Annotated in this window: 17 protein-coding genes; 10 read left to right on the forward strand and 7 right to left on the reverse strand. The window is 72.0% G+C overall.

The genetic code is table 11. The annotated features are described in order from the left end of the window. Positions 1-325 precede the first annotated feature (325 nt). The 5 genes from ETD83_RS11945 to ETD83_RS11965 all read right to left on the reverse strand — a co-directional run bounded on the left by ETD83_RS11945 (position 326) and on the right by ETD83_RS11965 (position 3,751). On the reverse strand, positions 326-712 hold the full coding sequence (locus tag ETD83_RS11945; protein ID WP_138645162.1) for a Fur family transcriptional regulator: 387 nt from the start codon (positions 710-712) through the stop codon (positions 326-328). 18 nt (positions 713-730) lie between these two features. Further along, positions 731-1,630 carry a metal ABC transporter permease gene (locus tag ETD83_RS11950; protein ID WP_138645163.1) on the reverse strand — a complete coding sequence of 300 codons (900 nt, stop codon included), beginning with the start codon at positions 1,628-1,630 and terminating at the stop codon, positions 731-733. Beyond that, positions 1,627-2,334: a metal ABC transporter ATP-binding protein gene (locus tag ETD83_RS11955; RefSeq protein ID WP_138645188.1), complete on the reverse strand. Its 708-nt coding sequence runs from the start codon at positions 2,332-2,334 to the stop codon at positions 1,627-1,629. Before ETD83_RS11955 ends, ETD83_RS11950 begins: the two co-directional genes overlap by 4 nt. A gap of 74 nt (positions 2,335-2,408) precedes the next feature. After that, entirely contained in the window at positions 2,409-3,362 is a 954-nt protein-coding gene (locus ETD83_RS11960; protein WP_138645164.1) for a metal ABC transporter substrate-binding protein, read from the reverse strand. A gap of 80 nt (positions 3,363-3,442) precedes the next feature. Next, positions 3,443-3,751 carry a DUF6703 family protein gene (locus tag ETD83_RS11965; protein ID WP_138645165.1) on the reverse strand — a complete coding sequence of 103 codons (309 nt, stop codon included), beginning with the start codon at positions 3,749-3,751 and terminating at the stop codon, positions 3,443-3,445. Between the two features lie 39 nt (positions 3,752-3,790). Between ETD83_RS11965 and ETD83_RS11970 the strand changes: the two genes are divergently transcribed. The 5 genes from ETD83_RS11970 to secD all read left to right on the forward strand — a co-directional run bounded on the left by ETD83_RS11970 (position 3,791) and on the right by secD (position 10,511). Next, the gene (locus ETD83_RS11970) at positions 3,791-4,075 is read left to right on the forward strand and encodes an antibiotic biosynthesis monooxygenase family protein (protein WP_138645166.1); all 285 of its coding nucleotides are present in this window, start codon (positions 3,791-3,793) and stop codon (positions 4,073-4,075) included. 153 nt (positions 4,076-4,228) lie between these two features. Continuing rightward, positions 4,229-5,809: a glycoside hydrolase domain-containing protein gene (locus tag ETD83_RS11975; protein ID WP_138645167.1), complete on the forward strand. Its 1,581-nt coding sequence runs from the start codon at positions 4,229-4,231 to the stop codon at positions 5,807-5,809. A gap of 265 nt (positions 5,810-6,074) precedes the next feature. Further along, positions 6,075-7,463, forward strand: a complete 1,389-nt coding sequence (locus ETD83_RS11980) for a glycine--tRNA ligase (protein WP_138645168.1) — start codon at positions 6,075-6,077, stop codon at positions 7,461-7,463. Positions 7,464-7,704: 241 nt separating this feature from the next. Beyond that, positions 7,705-8,181 (forward strand): hypothetical protein, encoded by a 477-nt coding sequence (locus ETD83_RS11985; protein ID WP_138645169.1) that lies wholly within the window; start codon positions 7,705-7,707, stop codon positions 8,179-8,181. A gap of 59 nt (positions 8,182-8,240) precedes the next feature. Continuing rightward, on the forward strand, positions 8,241-10,511 hold the full coding sequence (secD, locus tag ETD83_RS11990) for a protein translocase subunit SecD (RefSeq protein ID WP_138645170.1): 2,271 nt from the start codon (positions 8,241-8,243) through the stop codon (positions 10,509-10,511). A gap of 93 nt (positions 10,512-10,604) precedes the next feature. Here the strand turns inward: secD and ETD83_RS11995 are convergent, their stop codons facing one another. Continuing rightward, positions 10,605-11,591 carry a DUF4190 domain-containing protein gene (locus ETD83_RS11995; protein WP_138645171.1) on the reverse strand — a complete coding sequence of 329 codons (987 nt, stop codon included), beginning with the start codon at positions 11,589-11,591 and terminating at the stop codon, positions 10,605-10,607. Positions 11,592-11,882: 291 nt separating this feature from the next. Continuing rightward, positions 11,883-13,769 carry a glycoside hydrolase family 15 protein gene (locus ETD83_RS12000; protein WP_230420841.1) on the reverse strand — a complete coding sequence of 629 codons (1,887 nt, stop codon included), beginning with the start codon at positions 13,767-13,769 and terminating at the stop codon, positions 11,883-11,885. 303 nt (positions 13,770-14,072) lie between these two features. Between ETD83_RS12000 and ppdK the strand changes: the two genes are divergently transcribed. The 5 genes from ppdK (at position 14,073) to ETD83_RS12025 (ending at position 21,851) form a co-directional block, all read left to right on the forward strand. Next, complete coding sequence (gene ppdK / locus ETD83_RS12005) at positions 14,073-16,784, forward strand: pyruvate, phosphate dikinase (protein WP_138645172.1); 2,712 nt, start codon at positions 14,073-14,075, stop codon at positions 16,782-16,784. A 125-nt stretch (positions 16,785-16,909) separates the two neighbouring features. Beyond that, entirely contained in the window at positions 16,910-17,746 is an 837-nt protein-coding gene (locus tag ETD83_RS12010) for a YdcF family protein (RefSeq protein WP_230420842.1), read from the forward strand. A 53-nt stretch (positions 17,747-17,799) separates the two neighbouring features. Further along, positions 17,800-19,098 (forward strand): deoxyguanosinetriphosphate triphosphohydrolase, encoded by a 1,299-nt coding sequence (locus ETD83_RS12015; protein WP_138645173.1) that lies wholly within the window; start codon positions 17,800-17,802, stop codon positions 19,096-19,098. Positions 19,099-19,252: 154 nt separating this feature from the next. Further along, positions 19,253-20,479 carry an NAD(P)/FAD-dependent oxidoreductase gene (locus ETD83_RS12020; protein WP_138645174.1) on the forward strand — a complete coding sequence of 409 codons (1,227 nt, stop codon included), beginning with the start codon at positions 19,253-19,255 and terminating at the stop codon, positions 20,477-20,479. A gap of 121 nt (positions 20,480-20,600) precedes the next feature. Then, positions 20,601-21,851 carry an MFS transporter gene (locus ETD83_RS12025; RefSeq protein ID WP_138645175.1) on the forward strand — a complete coding sequence of 417 codons (1,251 nt, stop codon included), beginning with the start codon at positions 20,601-20,603 and terminating at the stop codon, positions 21,849-21,851. Positions 21,852-21,881 lie beyond the last annotated feature (30 nt).

The following is a 21,881-nucleotide window of genomic DNA, read 5'->3' on the forward strand; positions in this document are numbered from 1 at the left end:
GGCGGGAACGGCGGGGATCGCGGTGCCGGCGGTCGTCAGCAGGATCGCCGAGGCCAGGAGCACGGTCCGTCGGCTGGTGAACGCCCGTCTTGTCATGAACGCCCTCTCGTGCGGGCGCCACGCCCCCCGAAGGGCCCGCCGTCGGGCCGTGCCGTGGCGATGGGGACATTTATGACATAGGCATACTCATAAGTAGATGTAGCAATGTGCCAACGATTGCTTACGGAGGGTGTGAACTCCGAACCTTGTTCGGTGGCGGTGCGTCACCTAATGGGTGCACCGCGTGTCGCCGCTCGCCCTCGCGGCCGCGGCTCGGGCGGGGGCGTCAGCGGGACTTCGCGATGCAGTCGGCGCAGGTGCCGAACACCTCGACGGTGTGCGTGATGTCGGCGAAGCCGTGCTCGGCGGCGATCGCCTCGGCCCAGCGCTCCACGGCCGGGCCCTCGACCTCGATCGTCCGGCCGCACTCGCGGCAGACGAGGTGGTGGTGGTGCTGCTCGGTGCGGCAGGCCCGGTACACGGCCTCACCCTCGTCCGTGCGCAGCACGTCGACCTCGCCCGCGTCGCTGAGCGCCTGCAGCGCCCGGTACACCGTGGTGAGGCCGATCTTGGATCCGTCGGCGCGCAGGTCGGCGTAGATGTCCTGCGCGCTGCGGAAACCCTCGGAGCCGGTCAGCACCTGCCGCACCGCGTCCCGGCGGGCCGTCGTCATCCCCCAAGCACCTCCGCGTCATCCCCCCATCACCTCGGCGTCCACGCGCGCCTCGACACCTGGCCCGGCCGCCGCGGGGACGTTCTCCGCGGCCGTGCCGGCCCGGGCGCGCCTTCGGCGCACCAGCGTGCCCCCGGCGACCGCGGCGACGAACAGCGCGAGCGCCAGCAGCACGATCGAGGGGCCCGGAGGCAGATCGTACTGGAAGGAACCGGCCAGGCCCGATACGGCCGACAGTACACCGGTCGCCATCGCGGCCAGCATCGTCCCACGGAATCCCCGCGTGAGCTGCTGCGCCGCCGCCACCGGGACGATCATCAGCGCGCTGACCAGCAGCAGCCCGATCGCCCGCATCGAGATCACGACGGTGACCGCGGCGGTCGCGGCGATCAGCACGCTGAGGAACCGGACGGGCAGCCCCGACGCGCGCGCCACCTCCTCGTCCTGGCACAGCAGGAACAGCTCGCGGCCGAACAGCGCGACCACCCCGAGCACCGCGGCGGCGAGGCCCGCGACCACGTACAGGTCGGTGACGGTCACGCTGGTGATCGAGCCGAACAGGTACGACTGCAGGCTCGTCCCGCTGCCGCCGTTGGCGTTGGTGAGGATCACGCCGCCCGCCAGCCCCCCGTAGAACAGCAGGGCCAGCGCGACGTCCGCGCCGCTGCGGCTGCGGGCCCGCAGCACCTCGATCGCCACCGCGCCGAGCACCGACACCACCAGCGCGCCGAGGACGGGCGAGGTGCTCGTCAGCAGGCCCAGCCCGATGCCGGTCAGCGCGATATGGCCGATGCCGTCGCCGAGCAGCGACAGCTTGCGCTGGACGATGAACGTGCCCACGGCCGGGGCGGTCAGCCCGATCAGCACCGCCATCACCAGGGCGATGCGCATGAACTCGTACTGCAGCATGCCGCTCACACGGGCCTCCCCGTAGCCGTGTCCCGCGCCGGGTTCTCCCGGACGGTGGTCTCCTGGACGATGCGGCCGTGCCCCAGCTCGACCGTGCGCGTGATCAGCGGCTCCAGCGGGCCGAGCTCGTGGGTCACCAGCACGACCGTCCGCCCGGCCCCGGTCAGCTCGCGCAGCGCCGCCGCGAGGGCCGCCTGGCTGCGCGCGTCCACGCCCGCCGTCGGCTCGTCCATCACGAACACGTCGGGCTCGCCCGCGAGCGCACGCGCGATCAGCACGCGCTGCTGCTGGCCGCCCGACAGCAGATGCGCCGAGTCGCGGGCGTGGCCGGTGAGCCCGAGGGTCTCCAGAGCGCGGTCGACGGCGGCCCGGTCGGCCGCCCGGTCGTTGAAGACCGCGGGCCTCCAGCGCGACCGCCGCCCCAGCCGCCCGGACGAGACGACCTCCCGGACGGTCGCGGGCACCCCGCCGCCCATCGGCAGCCGCTGCGGGACGTACCCGATCCGCCGCCAGCCGCGGAACCGCGCCGGCGGCGTGCCGTAGATCTCCGTCCGCCCGGCGGCCAGCGGGACCAGCCCGAGCAGCGCCTTGACCAGCGTGGACTTGCCCGCGCCGTTCGGCCCGAGGACCGCCAGCACATCGCCGGTCCCGACCCGCAGGCCGACGTCCGCGAGCACCTCGCGGCCGTCCCGCCGGACGACACCGCCCGTCATCGCGAACGGCGGCGCCTGCTCGGTCGGCGTCTTTTCAGGTGGCGCGTCGTGGAGCGGAAGGGTCGGGTCGTGTTTCATGAGCACTCCAGCGCGGGGCGCAGTGTCCGCAGGTTCTCGGCCATGATCGTCATGTAGTCGCCGGACGAGCCGTCCTCGATGCCCTCGACCGGGTCCAGGACGGCCGTCCGCACGCCCGCCTCCCGCGCGAGGGACCGCGCGACCTTCGGGCTGACCAGCGTCTCGGTGAAGATCGTCGTGGCGCCGGCGGAGGAGACCCGGCGCGTCAGGTCGGCCATCCGCTTCGGGGACGGCTCGCTCGCCGGATCGACGCCGGCGACCGGGATCTGGTGCAGGCCGTACCGGTCCGCGAGATAGCCGAACGCGCCGTGCGCGGTCACGATGTCCCGGCGCTTGCAGGCCGCCAGGCCGACGCGGAACTCGCGGTCGAGCGCGGTCAGCCGGGCAGCGGTGGCCCCGGCGCGCTGCCGGTAGCCGGGCGCGTGTCCGGGGTCGGCGGCGGCCAGCCGGTCGCCGAGCGCGGTCGCGATGCCCGCCATGCGGCTCGGATCGAGCCAGATGTGCGGGTCGTAGTCCGCTTCCTCGTGGCGGACGCCGTCGTGGGCCTCCTCGTCGCCCTCGGTCTCCTCCGGCGGGGCGAGCGTCCGCACCACGCTCGCCGCGTCCAGCGACCTGCTCTTCGCGTGCAGCCGGACGGCGTCGTCCACGGCGGGCTGGACGCCCCTCACGTAGACGGCGTAGTCGGCGTCCGCCACGTTCGCGACCTGCCGGGCCGTCAGCTCCAGGTCGTGCGGCTCGGCCCCGGGCTCGGTGAGCGTCCGCACGAAGACGTCGTCGCCGCCGACCTGCTCCGCCAGCCATGCCACCGGGTAGAACGACGCGACCACCACCGTCTTGCCGGGCGGGATGTCGGCGTCCGCGTTCGCGCAGCCCGTCAGGGCGGCCGCGAGCCCGGCCAAGGCCAAGGCCGCGGCGGGCAGGGCGCGCCGGGGGGCGCTGTAGTGAGGCACCCGCCGATTATGGCGGTAAATGAAAATGATTGTCAAAGTCGCGCAATGGGGCGCGCAATGGGTGGAACCGGCCGGGCCGGTCAGAACTGACCGATGCCGCGCCCCAGCGCGAACGCCACCAGGACCGCCAGCGCCACGACCCGCAGCGCCCTGCCCGAGCCGTCCAGCGCGGGCCAGTTCAGGAAGGCGAACCAGGCCAGCGCCACCGCCAGGACCAGCACCGCGGCGGCCGCCACCCAGCCCGTCCCGGCCATCCCGATCACCAGCAGGACGAACACCGCGACGAGCAGCACCCACCGCGGCAGCCGGTGCAGGAACACCACCGGCGCCGCACTCCACCGCTCGACCGCCGCCCGCAGGCCCGTCGCCTGCTCACCTCTCGCGTCCACGTGCCCAACGTACTGCCAACGTCCTGCCAGGATGGACCGGTGATCGCGATAACCCGGTACCGCGTGCCAGGCGACGACGCCGACGGCTTCGCCGAAGACGTGACCGCGGTGCTGACACTGCTGTCCGCGAGCCCGGGATTCCGCTCCGGGCGCCTCGGCAGGACGGTCGACGATCCCGGGCTGTGGGCCCTCGTCACCGAATGGGACGGCGCGGGCCACTACCGCCGCGCGCTGGGCCAGTACGAGGTGCGGCTGCAGTTCATCCCGCTCGCCGCCATGGCCGTGGACGAGCCGGGCGCCTACGAGATCGTCACGTCCGCTTGATCGGCCGCGTGCTTGATCGGTGGGGTCTTGATCAAGGCGTGTCTGCATACGGGAAACGGCGGGGCAAGAAGCGTCCCGGCCCGGTTTCGCGGCACGCGGTCAAGGTCATCTTTGCGGCATCACGATCATGCCGTGCCCGCCGGGGGAGATGTGATGCGCCATGCCGTCCAGTCCAGCGCCGTCCTGTCCCGTGCCGTCCTGTTCGGCGGTCTGGCCGTGCTGGCGGCCGTCCCTCCCGTCGTCGCCGCCGTCCGGACGTCCCCCGCGCGGCCCGCGCCCCACCAGACCGCCGCGCTGAGCGACGGCGGGGCGCGGCGGGACGCGCCGCGCGTCGTCGCGTACCGCGGTCTGAGCCTCGCCGTTCCGGCGGGGTGGGAGGTCCACGACCTCGACCGGGATCCGTCGCGCTGCGTCCGCTACGACCGGCACGCCGTCTACCTCGGCAGGCCGGGACCGCAGCCCGACTGCCCGGCCCGCCTCGTCGGCCGCACCGAGGCGATCCACGTCCAGCCCGCGGACCGGGCGCGCCCCGCCGCCCACGGACGCGTGTCCCGGACGGTCGTGCACGGCTCACAGCTCGCCGCGTTCACGGTCCCGCAGACCGTCGACCAAGAGGCGCGGCTCACCGTCCCCGAGGCGGACGTCACCATCACCGCCGTCTACGGGACGGATCCGGCCGGGCTCCAGCGGACGCTCCGCAACGCCCGCCTGGTCGCCGCGCAAACCACCGGTGAGCGGACGCCCGTGCCGTCAACACCCCCCGTACCGCCGATACCGTCCGTCCCGCCGATACCGCCCGTGCCACCGGTGCCGCCCGTGCCGTCAGCGCCTTCGGCCCCGCCCGCGCATTCGGCACCGCCCGCGCATTCGGAGGCGGCCCTGGCATCGGTGCGGTCCGAGCCGACGCCACCTGTGCCGTCCGTGCCGTCTTTGCCGGACTTGGGGACCGGGCTGGACATGGGGTCCGAGCCAGACATGGCGTCCGAGCCGGACTCGCCACATGCAAGGCCGGAAGGGCAGGACTCCGCGGCCAAGCCGACGCTCGACCGGCGCCCATGGGTGCGGGGCAAGGGGTTCGACACCTGCACGGCTCCGTCCCTCGCGGCCATGAGGGCATGGCGGCCCTCGTTCAAGGTCACCAACATCTACATCGGCGGCGCGGCGCGCGGATGCGCACAACCCAACCTCACCCGGGGGTGGGTGAGGCAGGTCCGTGACATGGGCTACCGCATCACGCCCACCTACGTCGGGCTCCAGGCGCCCTGCGGCAGCCGTCCGCAACGCTTCACCGCCAAGAACGCCGCGTCAGAGGGCGCCAAGGCCGCCGTGGACGCCGCGCGCAAGGCCCGGGGCCTCGGCATCCCGGAAGGCGCCCCCATCTATTACGACATGGAGGCGTACAGGGGCAAGCAGCCCGGCTGCAGAGCCGCGGTCCTGCGATTCGTGGACAACTGGGTCCGGAGGCTGAAGAAGGCCGGGTACGAGCCCTGCCTCTACAGCAGCGTCAAGTCGGCCATCCGGGACGTGGGACGCTCCGAAGGCATCAGCAGGCCCGTCGCCGTCTGGTTCGCCAACTGGGACGGCAGGGCCAGGGTGTACGGTGACCCGTTCATCCCGGACGAATGGTGGAGCCCGCACCGCCGCATCAAGCAGTACCGCGGCGGGCACAGGGAGACGCACGGCGGCGTCACCATCAACATCGACAACAACATCGTCGACGGACGCGTCTATTAGGGCCCAAACCAGGCTCCGCCAGGGCTGTGAACTGGGGTGGTGTATCCGGGCGGGCTCATGGGCGCGCATACCACGCTGCGTCTACTAGACTCGCCTGTGCCCTAAGCTGGGGTTGCTCGCAGGCGCCGGCGAAGACCGAATCGTTGCCGGCCGGCCGCCAGGGCGCCATCACCGGGGATCGCAATCGCCGCCACCCGCCGTTTCCACGGCGGGATCGGGGCGCACTCACTGTCCCGCCGACCGCCAGCCGGATGGAGAATATTTCATGGCACGCCGTTCCGATGTGCTGGAAACGATCGTCAACCTCGCCAAACGGCGGGGCCTGGTCTACCCGTCGAGCGAGATCTACGGCGGGCTCCGCGCCTCCTGGGACTACGGGCCGCTCGGCGTCGAGCTGAAGAACAACGTCAAGCGCCAATGGTGGAAGTCCATGGTGCAGGGCCGCGACGACATCGTCGGCCTCGACTCGTGCGTCATCCTCGCGCGCGAGGTCTGGGAGGCCAGCGGCCACGTCAAGGCGTTCGTCGACCCGCTCACCGAGTGCCAGTCCTGCCACAAGCGCTTCCGCGCCGACCACCTCGAAGAGGGCTACGAGGAGAAGCACGGCCGCCCGCCCGCGAACGGCCTCGCCGACATCGGCTGCCCGAACTGCGGCGTCAAGGGGTCGTTCACCGAGCCGCGGATGTTCAACGGCCTCCTCAAGACCTACCTCGGCCCCGTCGAGGACGAGTCGGGCCTGGCCTACCTGCGTCCCGAGACCGCGCAGGGCATCTTCATCAACTACCTGAACGTCCAGCAGTCCTCGCGGCGCAAGGTCCCGTTCGGCATCGGGCAGATCGGCAAGTCGTTCCGCAACGAGATCACGCCCGGCAACTTCATCTTCCGGACCCGCGAGTTCGAGCAGATGGAGATGGAGTTCTTCGTCAAGCCGGGCAGCGACGAGGAATGGCACCAGTACTGGATCGACGAGCGCATGCAGTGGTACGTCGACCTCGGCATCCGCAAGGAGAACCTGCGGCTGTACGAACACCCGGCGGAGAAGCTGTCGCACTACTCCAAGCGGACCGTGGACGTGGAGTACCGCTTCGACTTCATCGGCGGTGAATGGGGCGAGCTGGAGGGCATCGCCAACCGCACCGACTACGACCTGTCGACGCACTCCAAGGCGTCCGGCGCCGACCTGTCGTTCTTCGACCAGGAGTCCGGCGAGCGCTTCGTCCCGTACGTGATCGAGCCGGCGGCGGGCGTCGACCGGTGCACGCTCACGTTCATGATGGACGCCTACGCCGAGGACGAGGCGCCCAACGCCAAGGGCAAGCTGGAGAAGCGCACCGTCATGCGGCTCGACCGGCGGCTCGCCCCGGTCAAGGCCGCGGTGCTGCCGCTGTCGCGCAACGCCGACCTGTCCCCGAAGGCCCGCGACCTCGCCGCGCGGCTCCGCAAGAACTGGAACGTCGAGTTCGACGACGCCGGGGCCATCGGCCGTCGCTACCGCCGGCAGGACGAGATCGGCACGCCGTTCTGCGTCACCGTCGACTTCGACACCCTGGAGGACGACGCGGTCACCGTCCGGGAACGCGACTCGATGAGCCAGGAGCGCATCGCGATCGGCCAGGTCGAGGCGTTCCTCGCCGCGCAGCTCCTCGGCTGCTGATCCTCGGTTGGAGCCGCCTCCAGGAGCGCGTCCTCGGGGCGGAGGCGGTCTGCGGGCCGTTCGCGCAGGTCGACGGTCCGGGTTTCGTCAACGGCGGGCGAACGGTGTCTCCAGGGTGGTGAACCTGGGTTAGGTTGGCTGGACCGCCCGCCGCCGTCCCCGGCATCGTGGGCGGGGACGGACGCACCACCGATCCCGGCGACGACGCCGTCCGGTCGAGGAGCCCGAGGGGAGGGGCAGGATGCGCGATCTGTGCCGGCCTGCCCGTCCCGTCGCCCGGCTGCTGGTCGTCGCGCTGGGCCTGCTCGGGATCGTGGTCGGGCCCGCCGGGGCCGGGGCGCACGGCGGGACGTCCCCCACCGGGACGATCACCGGCGTCCGGACCGGAGCGGTGCAGCATGCCACCGCCCGGACCCGGTCCTCCACCGGCAAACACCATTCAAGCCCCCAAACCCAGGGCTCCCACACGCAGGGCTCCCATGCGCAGGGCTCTCATGCGCAGGGCTCCCATGCGCAGGCGGTGCACGCGCACCTGGCCCAGGCCGGGCAGCCGCCGTTCGTCGCGCATCCGGCGCTCGCGGTGCTGCCCGCGTCCGGCGTCGAGGTCCTTCCGCCGTCCGGACGCCTCGTCCGGGCCTTCGCCCTCCACGCCTCACCGGACGTCGAGCCGAAGGGCGTCCCGCGCGGCCGTGCACCCCCCACCTCCCCACGGATCTGAGCTAGTCGTCCGCGGTGCCGCGCGACCGCCCGGCGCCGAAGTCCGTGTGGAGGTTCCCTTTGACTCGCGCCAACGTGGTGCGGGCGGTACTGGCGTTCGCCGTGCTCGCCACATCGTTCTACTTCGCCTGGTCCAAACCCGCCCGCCTCGGCCTCGACCTGCGCGGCGGCACCCAGATCGTCCTCGAGACCCAGAACTCACCGACGGTAGAGGCCGACCGGGAGTCCACCGACCGCGCCCGGGAGGTGCTGCAGCGCCGCGTCGACGCGCTCGGCGTCGCGGAATCGTCGATCACCCGGTCCGGTGAGCGGCGGCTGATCGTGGAGCTGCCCGACGTCCAGGACCCGTCCAGGGCGACCGCCGCCCTCGGCAAGACCGCGCAGCTCACCGCCCACCCGGTGCTGCCCAACGACGGCAAGGCCGACAAGGGCCAGCAGCTGATCCCCGACGAGAGCGGCCAGCAGATCCTCATCGGGCCCGCCGCGCTCACCGGCGACGGCATCGGCTCCGCCGGCGCGAACTACGACCCGCAGAACCTCGGCGGCTGGGCCGTCAACGTCGACTTCAAGGGCGGCGGTGGCAAGACGTGGGAGCGGCTGACCGCCAAGGCCGCGTGCGCGGCCGGTGACGAGCGGCGGATCGCGATCATCCTGGACGGCAAGGTGATCTCCTCCCCGGGCGTCACCGAGAGCGTGGCCTGCGGCGTCGGGATCACCGGCGGATCGACGCAGATCACCGGGGACTTCAGCGCCACGGAGGCAAAGGATCTGGCCGCCCTGATCGAGGGCGGCTCGCTGCCCGTCCCCGTGAAGATCATCGAGCAGCGGGTGGTCGGGCCGACGCTCGGCGACGAGGCGATCGACGCCAGCGCCCGCGCCGCGGTCATCGGTGTCATCCTGACCGGCCTGTTCATCGTGGCCGTCTACCGGCTCGTCGGCTTCCTCGCCACCGTCGCGCTGACCGGCTACGCGCTGATCTCCTACGCCGCGCTCGTCGCCGTCGGCGCGACCCTGACCCTGCCCGGGCTCGCCGGTTTCGTCCTCGCCATCGGCATGGCCATCGACGCCAACGTGCTGGCCTTCGAACGCGCCAGGGAGGAGATGTCGGCCGCCCCGGGGCGCAGCGCGCGGACCGCGCTGGCCGTCGGGTTCGACAAGGCGTGGTCGGCGATCGCGGACTCCGCCGTCACCACGCTGCTCGCCGGGGCGCTGCTGTTCTTCCTCGCCTCCGGTCCGGTGAAGGGGTTCGGCGTCACCCTGACCATCGGGGTCCTCGCCTCGCTCGTCTCGGCGATGCTGCTGAGCCGCGTCCTCACCGACGCCACGGCGGCGCGGTTCCCCCGGCTCGGCAAGGGCCGAGCGGGCGGGCTCAGCGGCGCCGGACGGATCCGCCGGTGGCTGGAGGAGAGCGGCCCCGACCTGATGAAACGCAGCCGCCTCTGGCTCGGGATCTCCGCGCTCGCCGTCGTCGTCGCCGTGACCGGGATCTTCGTCCGCGGCCTCAACTTCGGCGTGGAGTTCACCGGCGGACGGCTCGTCGAGTACTCCACGAGCCGTCCCGTGGACATCGACGTCGCCCGCTCCGCCGTCGCCGACGCCGGGTTCCCGCGCGCCGTCGTCCAGACGTCCGGGGAGGACGACATCTCCGTCCGGACGGTCGACCTCACCAACGAGGAGGAGAAGCGCGTCCACGACGCCCTGGCGAAGAAGGGCGGCGGCGCCACCAAGCAGCGCGACGAGCTGATCGGCCCCAGCCTGGGCGACGAGCTGCGGACCAAGGCCCTCATCGCCCTCGCCGTCGCGCTGCTGGTCCAGCTCGCCTACCTGACGATCAGGTTCCGCTGGACGTTCGCGGCGGGCTCCGTCATCGCCATGTTCCACGACATCACGATCGTCACCGGCATCTTCGCCTGGCTCGGCAAGCCGATCGACGGGGTGTTCCTCGCCGCGCTGCTCACCATCATCGGATACTCGGTCAACGACTCCGTCGTCGTGTTCGACCGCGTCCGGGAGATGTGGGGCGAGAACCCGAAGGGACGGTTCGCCGCGATCGCGAACCGGGGCGTCCTGCAGACCGTCCCGCGGACGATCAACACCGGGATGGGCGCGCTGTTCATCCTGTCCGCGCTGGCGGTCCTCGGCGGCGACTCGCTGACCGACTTCGCCATCGCGCTCCTGATCGGGATCATCGTCGGCACGTACTCCAGCGTGTTCACCGCGACGCCGATGGCGGTCGTCCTGGAGCGCTTCGCCAAGGCCCCGCCGCCCCAGCGCAAGACCAAGTCCCGCCCGCCCCGCCGCACCACACACGATTCGGGCGCGGTCGTCTGACCCGAACGGCGGGCCCCGGATGCCGCCGGGGCCCGGATGCCGCCGGGGCCCGGATGCCGCCGGGGCCCGGGTGGCGCCGGGGCCCGCTTCGGGTCATCGCGGCAGCAGCGACTTCTTCAAGGGCCGGTCATCGCTCTCGGCGAGGCAGACGACGGTGCGGACGCCCGCCTCCCAGTCGTACTTCTCGGGGAACAGCCACGAGATCAGCTCCGGCGACGGGCGTCCGGTGAAGACCTTGTCCGCGCGCTTGTCGCAGGCCGCGGCCGCCTTCTTCTCCGTCGCCTTCGGCCCCGGATACGGGCCCTCAGGCAGCGTGAGCACCGCGTAGACCTGGATCCAATGCGGCTGTGCGCAGGGGATGACGCGCTGCGCCTGGGTGTTCTCATCCCACTTCCCGAGACAGTCGCCGACGGCGAGCCCGAGCCATTCCTTCATGGTCGAGTCCACGGTCTTGGCGAGCGGAGCGGTGAGCGTCCCGGAGCCGGTGTAGCGGGCCAGGCAGATCAGCTTGCGGTCCCCGGCGTTCCAGCTCGTCTTCGTCGGCTGGATGCTGTACTGCGCCAGGTCCCTGGCGTACCGGCTCCGGCGGAACTGGAGCATCTTCCGTCCGCACAGGCCGGTCGCCGCTTCGGCCACCTTCTGGTCGCCGGGGTACTCCCCGCCGGGCATCTGCAACGTCGCGATGACCTCGCCGTCATGCGGCTCCGTGCAGGGCAGCGCCGTGACGAGGTTCCGGAAGGCGCCCTCCCGTAACCCGGTGAAGCAGTCGCCGGTCCGCAGCGCCGCGGGCAGCACCTTGTCCTTGCCGGTGACCCGCCCCGACGCGTCTCGGTCGGTGGTGAAGATCGAACCGACGAAGACCGCCAGGGCGACGGCCGCGACCAGGACCCAGGCGACGGACGCGGCGAGCCCGCCGATCGCCAGGCCCTTGCCCTTCTCGCCGCGGCGCCCGATCTGGACGAACGCGGCGATGGCGAAGCCCACGGCGAGCAGCACCAGGCCCGTGAGGCCGGTGACGAGGGCCACGACGGCGAACCGGTTCGTCCGCCCCGGCGCCGACCCGGGCGCCGGCATCGGCATCGGCATCGGCACCGGCCCCGGGGGGTACACGGGGCCAGGCGGAGGCGGGGGCGGCACCGTCCCTGCGGACGCGCCGGGCGGAACCCACCCGAGGCCGTCCGCCGGGGGCGTGTCTGTAGCGCCGCCCCTGTCCCTGTCGTCAGCGTTCTCGTCAGCGTTGTCAGCGGACGGTGGCATGGTCACGCGCGGTACGGTAACCGGCGCCACCGACATAAGCCGCAATTCAGGCAACCCGCCATCAACTTGTGATCAATGCCGGACCATCGACCGCCAGTCAGATCCTTCGGGTGTTTATGCCAAGGGCGATTGGGGTTCGTTGCTCTCGGCGTTGATGACCTGCATGACCGCGTTGATGAGGGCCAGATGCGTGAACGCCTGCGGGAAGTTGCCCAGATGGCGGCCGGTGTGCGGGTCGATCTCCTCCGAGTACAGCTGCAGCGGGCTCGCGTACGACAGCAGCTTCTCGCACAGGGCCCGCGCCCGGTCCAGTTCGCCGATCATCACCAGCGTGCTGACCAGCCAGAACGAGCAGATGGTGAAGGTGCCCTCGTCCGACTCGAAGCCGTCGTCGGTCTCGGCGGGCCGGTAGCGCAGGACGAGGTCGTCCTCCGACAGCTCGTCGGCGATGGCGAGGACGGTCTCCCGGACGCGCTTGTCGTCGGCGGGCAGGAAGCCGAGCAGCGGGATCAGCAGCGCGGACGCGTCCAGGGTCGTCGCGCCGTAGTGGGCGGTGAAGACGCCGCGCTCGTCCAGCGCGTTCGCGAGGACGTCGGCGTGGATCTCGTCGGCGGCGGCCTGCCACCGCGCGGCCCGGTCGCGGTCGCCGCGGATGCGGGCGAGGCGGGCGCCGCGGTCGGCCGCGACCCAGCAGAAGACCTTGGACGAGGTGAAGTGCTGCGGTTCGCCGCGCACCTCCCACATGCCGCAGTCGGGGACGCGCCAGTTGGCGAGCGCGTCCTCCACCTGCTTGATGATGATCTTCCAGAGCCGGTCGTCCAGCCGGTCCCGCTTGCGCACGAACAGGTAGATGGAGCCGATGATCGCGCCCCACACGTCGTGCTGCGCCTGCATGTACGCTTCGTTGCCGATCCGGACGGGACGCGCGTCGTCGTACCCGGACAGGTGGTCGAGCGTGGACTCGGGAAGCTCCTCCCGCCCGTCCAGCCCGTACATGATCTGCAGCTTGCCCTCGGCGGCCTCGGCGACGTCGGTGATGAAGTAGAAGAAGTCGTTTGCCTCCCAGTCGTAGCCGAGGGTGTAGAACGCCCACAGCGCCATCGTGGAGTCGCGGATCCAGGTGTAGCGGTAGTCCCAGTTCCGGTCGCCGCCGGGCGACTCCGGCAGCGACGTCGTCGCCGCGGCCGCCACCGCACCCGATGGCGCGAACGTCAGGCCCTTCAGCGTGAGCGCGCTGCGCTGCAGGTGGCTGCGCCAGGGATGGTCGGGGAAGCGGCCGCGGTCCAGCCAGTGCTGCCAGTGGTGGACGGTCCAGATCAGCCGCTCCTGCGCCTCCTTCCAGGACGACGGCGCCGCGTGCTCGCTCCACGACAGCGCGACGAACCGCGACTCGCCCTGCTTCAGCAGCGTCCGGGACGTGGCGAGCGACCCCTCGAAACCGACGTTCATGTCGGTGGTGAGCCGCAGCCCGACGCCGTTCCCGCGCGCGACGGCCTCGTGGTACCCGGCACCGGTGTGCTCCCAACGGGCGGGCGTCTGGCCGTAGTCGAACACCGGCATGCAGTCGAGCCGCACCTGGACCTGGCCGTTCACGCACCGGACCATCCGCAGCAGGACGTGGTCGGCGTCGTAGTCGGTGGGGGCGCGGCGGTGCGTGTGGGACCGTTCCGTCTCGTGGTGCCACGGGCCCATGAGCAGGGCGTCCGTCACCACGAGCCAGCCGCCGTGCACCCACCAGGTGGTCTCCATCACCATGGTGCCGGGGATGTACCGCTGCGCGGCGGGCACCTCCACACCGGCCGGGCCGACCCGGAAGTACCCAGCGTCGCGGTCCAGGATCGATCCGAACACGCTGGGGGAGTCCATCCTGGGCAGGCACATCCACTCGATGTTGCCGCTCGGCGCGACCAGCGCGGTCGTCTCGCAGTCCGACAGGAACCCGAAATCGGCGATGGGGGCGAACGGGTCTCCCGCCCGGCCGCCGGCGACCTTCGGCCTCACAGCCTCACCTCCTTCATGATCCATCATTCCCTCTTCCGTGCGGTGGGTACGTCACGCCGGCGCGGCGGCGATTCCGTCCTGATCATCCCCGTTGGTCCGAATTGGAATAGACCACTATCCGCGGCCTGACCTGGGCAAACACCCTCCCGGGCCGGGGGCGCCGAGCGAGGCCGGAATTCGCGGGTACAGTCCCGGCAAACAGGGCAGCGGACCCGCCGCCCGGGGGACCGCGACCGCGCGCGCCCCCGTCGCGCCGGGGCCGGCACTGCCGCTGGGAGGAACCGGAGCGAGAAGGAGCTCCCCGTGCCGAAGTTCGTGTACGACTTCACCGAGGGCAACAAGGACCTCAAGGATCTGCTGGGCGGCAAGGGCGCCAACCTGGCCGAGATGACCAACCTCGGCCTGCCCGTGCCCCCCGGGTTCACGATCACCGCGGAGGCCTGCCGTCACTACCTGGAGCACGGGAACCCGCCCGAGGGCCTGGCGGACGAGGTGAACCGGCATCTCGCCGCGCTGGAGTCCGCGATGGGCAAGAAGCTCGGCCAGAGCGACGACCCGCTCCTGGTCAGCGTACGTTCCGGCGCGAAGTTCAGCATGCCGGGCATGATGGAGACCGTCCTCAACGTCGGGCTGAACGACGAGTCCGTCCTCGGGCTCGCGGCGCAGTCGGGCGACGAGCGGTTCGCCTGGGACTCCTATCGCCGGCTGATCCAGATGTTCGGCAAGACCGTCCTGGACGTCGACGGCGACCTGTTCGAGGACGCCGTCGAGGACGTCAAGCGGGCCCGGGGCAGCGACGACGACGCCGACCTCACCGCCGAGGACTTCAAGGCCCTCGTCGACCGGTTCAAGGCCATCGTCCGGGAGAAGGCGGGCAGGGACTTCCCGACCGACCCGCGCGAGCAGATGGACCTCGCCGTCGAGGCCGTGTTCGGGTCCTGGAACGCGCCCCGCGCCGTCCTGTACCGCAGGCAGGAGCGCATCCCCGTCGACCTCGGCACCGCCGTCAACATCTGCGCGATGGTCTTCGGCAACCTGGGCATGGACTCCGGGACGGGCGTCGCGTTCACCCGCGACCCCGCGTCCGGGCAGCAGGGCGTCTACGGCGACTACCTGCAGAACGCGCAGGGCGAGGACGTCGTCGCCGGCATCCGCAACACCGTCCCGCTGACGGAGCTGGAGCGCATCGACAAGGCGTCCTACGACCGGCTCCTTGAGATCATGGAGACGCTGGAGAACCACTACCGCGACATGTGCGACATCGAGTTCACGATCGAGCGCGGGAAGCTGTGGATGCTCCAGACCCGGGTCGGCAAGCGCACCGCCGCCGCGGCGTTCCGCATCGCCTGCCAGCTCCTCGACCAGGGGCTCATCGACGCGGACGAGATCGCCCGCCGCGTCACCGGCGGCCAGCTCGCCCAGCTCATGTTCCCCCGCTTCGCCAGCAGGCTGGACGACGTCCAGAAGCTCACCAAGGGCATGAACGCCTCGCCGGGCGCGGCCGTCGGCAAGGCCGTGTTCAGCACCGAGCGGGCCGTGGAGCTCGCCGGACGGGGCGAGGACGTGATCCTCGTCCGCCGCGAGACCAACCCCGACGACCTCGCCGGGATGGTCGCCGCGAAGGGGGTCCTGACCTCCCGCGGCGGCAAGACCTCGCACGCCGCCGTCGTCGCCAGGGGCATGGGCAAGACATGCGTGTGCGGCGCCGAGGAACTCGACGTCGACGTCAAGGGCGGGCAGTTCACCGCGCCCGGCGGCGTCACCGTCAACGAGGGCGACGTGATCTCCATCGACGGGACGTCCGGGGACGTCTACCTCGGCGAGGTGCCCGTCGAGAACTCGCCCGTCGTCCAGTACTTCGAGGGCGAGCTGTCCGTCGAGGACGGCGGCGACCTCGTGAAGGCCGTCCACCGCGTCATGGAGCACGCCGACGCGCGGGCCGCGCTGAAGGTCCGCGCGAACTCCGACAACCCCGAGGACTCGGCCCGCGCCCGCCGGTTCGGCGCCGCGGGGATCGGGCTGTGCCGCACCGAGCACATGTTCCTCGGCGACCGGCGGCAGCTCGTCGAGCAGCTCATCCTCGCCGAGGACGAGGCCGGGCGGAAGGCCGCGCTGGACGCCCTGGAGCCCCTGCAGAGGCAGGACTTCGAGGGCATCTTCGCGGCCATGGACGGGCTGCCGGTCACCATCCGGCTGATCGACCCGCCCCTGCACGAATTCCTCCCCGACCTCACCGAGCTGTCGGTCAGGGTCGCGCTCGCAGGCGGCAAAGCGGATGCCAAAGACCGGAGACTGCTCGAAGCAGTCAACCGACTGCACGAGCAGAACCCTATGCTGGGCCTGCGCGGCGTGCGGCTCGGTTTGGTGATTCCGGGACTTTTCGGAATGCAGGTCCGCGCGATCGCCGAGGCCGCGGCGGCCCGGCGGAGCGCCGGCGGCGATCCGCGCCCCGAGATCATGATCCCGCTCGTCGGGGCCGTCCAGGAGCTGGAGGCCGTCCGCGACGAGGCCCGCGCCATCCTGGCCGACGTCAGGACCGCCACCGGCGTCGACGTGCCCGCGCTGATCGGCACCATGATCGAGCTGCCGCGGGCCGCGCTGACCGCCGGCCAGATCGCCGAGGCCGCCGAGTTCTTCTCCTTCGGCACCAACGACCTCACCCAGACGACCTGGGGCTTCTCCCGCGACGACGTCGAGGCGGCGTTCTTCTCCCGGTACCTGGACCTCGGGATCTTCGGGGTGTCGCCGTTCGAGACCCTCGACCGGGACGGCGTCGGACGGCTCGTCCGCATCGCCGTGGAGGAGGGCCGCCGCGTCCGCCCGGACCTGCACCTCGGGATCTGCGGCGAGCACGGCGGCGACCCCGACTCGGTGCACTTCTGCCACGACGTCGGCCTCGACTACGTGTCCTGCTCGCCGTTCCGCGTCCCCGTCGCGCGCCTGGAGGCGGGCCGGGCCGCGATCGAGGCGTCCGACGAGGCGTCCGGCTCCCCGGGAGGCAGCGACAGCCGCTGACCCCGTCCCCGCCGGATGATCCAGCCGATTGATCCATGGGCCGGATGATCTGTGGGCAGGATGACATGCCGAACCGGCGAACCGGACGCACGTGCCGGGCCATCTAACCTAACGTGTCCGATGCGATGACGTTGGAAGTGGATGTGCCGGAGACCGAGCACGCGACCGCCCGGCCCGAAGCCGCCGGGCCCGACGCCCATGCGCCCGAAACCGGCGGGCCGGGCGGCACCGGCGAGCCTGACGAGGGCCGCCGGAAGTCCCGGCGCCGCCGCCGGGACGGGCGGCGCAGGCGGTCGCCCTGGTTCACGATCCCGGCGAGCGTCCTCGCCGGGCTGATCGCCGTAGCCGTCCTGACCCCGCTCGCCGTCGGCGCGCGGGTCTGGTACCAGGCCCGGCAGGACGAACGGCCCCGCTCCGACGCGATCATCGTCCTCGGCGCGGCGCAGTACAACGGCGTGCCGTCCCCGACGCTGAAATGGCGGCTCCAGCACGCCCTCAAGCTCTACCGCGACGGCGTCGCGCCCGCCATCGTGACCGTCGGCGGCAAGGCGCCCGGCGACAACTACACCGAGGCCGGCGCCGGCCGCGCCTGGCTGATCGGGAAGGGCGGGGTGCCCGCGTCCAAGGTCTTCGCGGTGCCCGTCGGGCGCGACACGCTGGAGAGCATGAAGGCCGCGGGCAAGGAGTTCGAGCGGCACCACTGGACGTCGGCGGTGATCGTCACCGACCCGTGGCACGGCCTGCGCTCCAAGAAGATGGCCGAGGACAACGGGATCGAGGCCGCCGCGTCCCCGACGCGCAGCGGCCCCAGCGTCCAGACCCGCGGCACCCAGTTCCACTACATCGTCCGCGAAACCGGCGGGTACCTGTCGTACGTCCTGCTGGGCAAGAGCGTGAAGACGCCGAGCGAGACCGCCAAGCGCATCCACATCGACCCGTCCGCCGACCCGGCGGACGGCTGAACCGCCGGATCCTGGACCGGCCCTGAGCGCTCCCGCTTACCCTGGATAGGGCCATGACGAGCAATTCGATTCACGGGGAATCCGGACACGGAAACTCCGCCTACACGGCGCGGGACCGGCAACGCTGGGCGCCCGAGCCCGCCAAGCGGCGCGACCGGACGGCGTTCGAACGCGACCGCGCCCGCGTCCTGCACAGCGCCGCCCTGCGGCGGCTCGCCGCGAAGACGCAGGTCGCCTCGCCCGGCGCGGACGCCACCGCCGACACCGTGCAGAGCCTGCGCACCCGGCTGACCCACTCGCTCGAATGCGCGCAGGTCGGCCGGGAGCTGGGCCAGTCCCTCGGCTGCGACCCCGACCTCGTGGAGGCGGCGTGCCTGTCCCACGACATCGGGCACCCGCCGTTCGGGCACAACGGCGAGGCCGCGCTCGACATCGTCGCGCGCGACTGCGGCGGTTTCGAGGGCAACGCGCAGAGCCTCCGCGTCCTGACCCGGCTGGAGCCCAAGTCGTTCGCACCGGACGGCCCGCCCCTGCACGGGCGCAGCGTCGGCCTCAACCTGACGCGCGCCGCGCTGGACGCCGCGATGAAGTACCCGTGGTCCCAGACCGAGGCCGTCAACGGGAAGTTCGGCGTGTACGCGGACGACATGGACGTCGCCCGCTGGGTCCGCGAGGGCGTCGAACCCGGCCGGACGTGCTTCGAGGCCCAGGTCATGGACTGGAGCGACGACGTCGCCTACTCCGTCCACGATCTGGAGGACGCGCTGGTCGCCGGGCACATCGACTTCGTCCGCCTCGCCGACCCCGCCGAGCGCCGCCTCGTCGCCGCCACCGCGACCAAGCTGTACTGCCCCGACGCCGACCTCGCCGAGCTGGAGGAGCGCTTTGACGCGCTGCTCGCCGAGCCGTACTGGCCCGACCGCTACGACGGCACCCCGCGCAGCCTCGCCGCCCTGAAGAACCTCACCAGCACCCTGATCGGACGGTTCTGCCTGGCCGCCGAGACCGCCACCCGGGACGCCTACGGCGACCGTCCGCTGACCCGGTACGCGGCGGAGCTGATCGTCCCGCGGGCGCAGCGGCTGGAGAACGCGCTGCTCAAGGGCATCACGGCGCACTATGTGTGGATCAGCCACGAGGAGATCAGGGCCCGGCAGCGGACGCTGATCACCGAGCTGGCCGGCCTGATGCTCGCCGCCGCGCCCGGCACCCTCGAACCCGGCTTCCGCGCCGCCTACGAGGACGCCGCCGACGACGCGGGCCGGCTCCGCGCCGTCGTCGACCAGATCGCGTCGATGACCGATCTCACCGCGATGGCCCGCCACAGCCTGCTGAGCGGCCGACCCCGTTGATCACCTGCGCCTTTCCGGGGCCCGGCCCCGGAAGGCGCGCCGCGGCGCGGGAGGCCGTGCCGAATATGCGCCGACGCGCCCGACGATGACCCTTGTCTCGTTACATGGGCCGCTGTAGGGATAGCTACAGGTCAACTACAGGAGGTCGGTCGGCATGCCCGAGGAGACGTTCGTCATCGCAGGCGCCAGCCTGGCGGGTGCCAAGGCGGCGGAAACGCTCCGGGAGGAGGGCTTCACGGGCAGGCTGCTGCTGATCGGGGCCGAGATCGAGCGGCCCTACGAGCGGCCGCCGCTGTCCAAGGGCTTCCTCCTGGACAAGGAGCCGCGCGAGAAGGCCCACGTCCACGAGGCGGACTGGTACGAGAAGCACGACGTGGAGCTGCGGGTCGGCGTCTCCGTCGCCTCCATCGACCGGGACGCGCACCAGGTGCGCCTGTCCACCAAGGAGCCGATCGGCTACGACAAGCTGCTCCTGGCGACGGGCGCGTCCCCGAGACGGCTGGAAGTGCCCGGATCCAAGCTGCAGGGCATCCACTACCTGCGGACGATGGCCGACTCGGCGGCGCTGAAGCAGGCCCTCACGCACGGCGGGCGGCGCGTCGTCGTCGCCGGGGCGGGCTGGATCGGGCTGGAGACGGCCGCCGCCGCCCGCACCCACGGCAACGACGTGACGATCATCGAGCCGGAGCCGACGCCGCTGCACGCCGCCATGGGCCCCGAACTCGGCGGCGTCTTCGCCGACCTGCACCGCGAGCACGGTGTCGACCTGCGGCTCGACCAGGGCGTCGCCGGATTCTGGGGCGCCGGGGCGGTGTCGGCCGTCGTCACCTCGGGCGGCGCCGAAGTGCCCGCCGACGTCGTGATCGTCGGCATCGGCGTGCGGCCCAACACCCGGCTCGCCGAGGAGGCCGGGCTCGACGTCTCCGACGGCATCCTCGTGGACGCCTCGCTGCGCACGTCCGACCCCGACATCTACGCGGCCGGGGACGTCGCCAACGCCTACCACCCGCTGCTCGGCCGCCGGATCCGCGTCGAGCACTGGGCGAACGCCCTGAACGGCGGACCGGCCGCCGCCCGCGCCATGCTCGGCCAGGAGGTCTCCTACGACCGCGTCCCGTACTTCTTCAGCGACCAGTACGACCTCGGCATGGAGATGTCCGGCGTCGCGTCGCCGGGCGAGTACGACGAGGTCGTGTACCGCGGGGACGTCCCGGGCCGCGAGTTCATCGCGTTCTGGCTGTCCGGCGGCCGGGTCGTCGCCGGGATGAACGTCAACGTGTGGGACGTCACCGGGGACGTCCAGGCCCTGATCCGCTCCGGCCGCCCCGTGGACACCGCCCGCCTGACCGACCCCGGCGTCCCCCTGCCCGACCTGACCTGACACGCCCTCCCCGAAGCAGCGTCTTGGGCGGTGGTCCTGTTCTGAGGCGGTGATCCTGTTCTGGAGTGGTGGGTCCCGTTTCGGAGGCGGCGGGTCCCGTAAGGCCCGTACAGTCGGCTAGGTGGTTACGGACAAGATCGCGACGCTCGGGCGGGCCCGGGTCGCCGTGACGCTGGCCTTCGTCGCGCACGGCCTGCTCGCGGCCGCCTGGGTCGCCCGCATCCCGCAGATCAAGGAGCATCTCGGGCTGAGCGAAGGATCGATGGGCGTCGCCCTGCTGGGCGCGCCCATCGGCGTCGTGATCGCCGTGCGCTTCGCCGGACGGATCGTCGCCTGCTGGGGCAGCCGGGCCACGACCATCGCCGCCGGGATCGTGTGCGCCGGGTCGCTGGTCCCGCTCGGCCTCGCCTGGAACATCGGCGCGCTGACCTGCTCCCTGCTGCTGATGGGCGCCTCGCTCGGCCTGATGGACGTGGCGATGAACGCCCAGGGGGTCGCCGTCGAACGCGGCTACGGGCGTCCGCTGATGTCCGGCCTGCACGGCTCGTACAGCATCGGGACGCTCGTGGCCGCGCTCATCGGCTCGGGCGCGGCGCAGGCGGACGTCCCCGTCCCGCTGCACCTGACCGCCGCCGCCGTGGTCCTGGTGGCGCTCCTGGCCATCGGCTGCCGCGATCTCCTGGACCGCTCCGCCGACACCATCCCCGAGCCGCACGGCGACGCATCCGAGGTTCCACCCTCGCGCTCCGCGACTCCCGCCCTGGCTTCTCGGGCCTTGTCCCGGTGGCTGCTGATCATGCTCGGGGTCATCGGGCTGTGCTCGTTCGTCGGCGAGGGCGCCATGGCCGACTGGAGCGCCATCTACCTGCGCGAAGACCTCGATACGGGCCCGGGCGTCGCCGGGCTCGGCTATGTCGGATGCGCCGTCGCGATGACGATCGGGCGGCTGGCCGGAGACCGGATCGTCGCGCGGTTCGGTCCCGTCCCTGTGCTGCGGACGGGGTCCCTGATCGCCGCGCTCGGCCTCGGACTCGGCCTCGTCGCCGGACACCCGCTCGCGGCCGTATGCGGCTTCACCCTGTTCGGCCTCGGCGTCGCGGTCGTCGCGCCCGTCACGTTCAGCGCTGCCGGGAACGTTCCCGGCGTGCCCGCCGCGGTCGGGATCTCCCGGGTCACCGGTGTCGGCTACCTGGGCCTGCTCGGCGGGCCGCCCGTCATCGGGTTCATCGCGCAGGGCGTGGGGCTCACGTGGGCGCTGGCCGTCCCCGTCGGGCTGGTCGGCCTCATCGTCCTGCTGGCACCGGCGACCGCCACGGCCGCGGCGGTCCCGTCCGCCGCCCCCTCCGAGCCGGCCGCCACGACCGAGAGTTGAACGACACGACGTGATCTTTTAGGTGGGTTG

It is taken from the genome of Actinomadura soli, from assembly GCF_005889715.1.
Classification (GTDB): domain Bacteria; phylum Actinomycetota; class Actinomycetes; order Streptosporangiales; family Streptosporangiaceae; genus Spirillospora; species Spirillospora soli.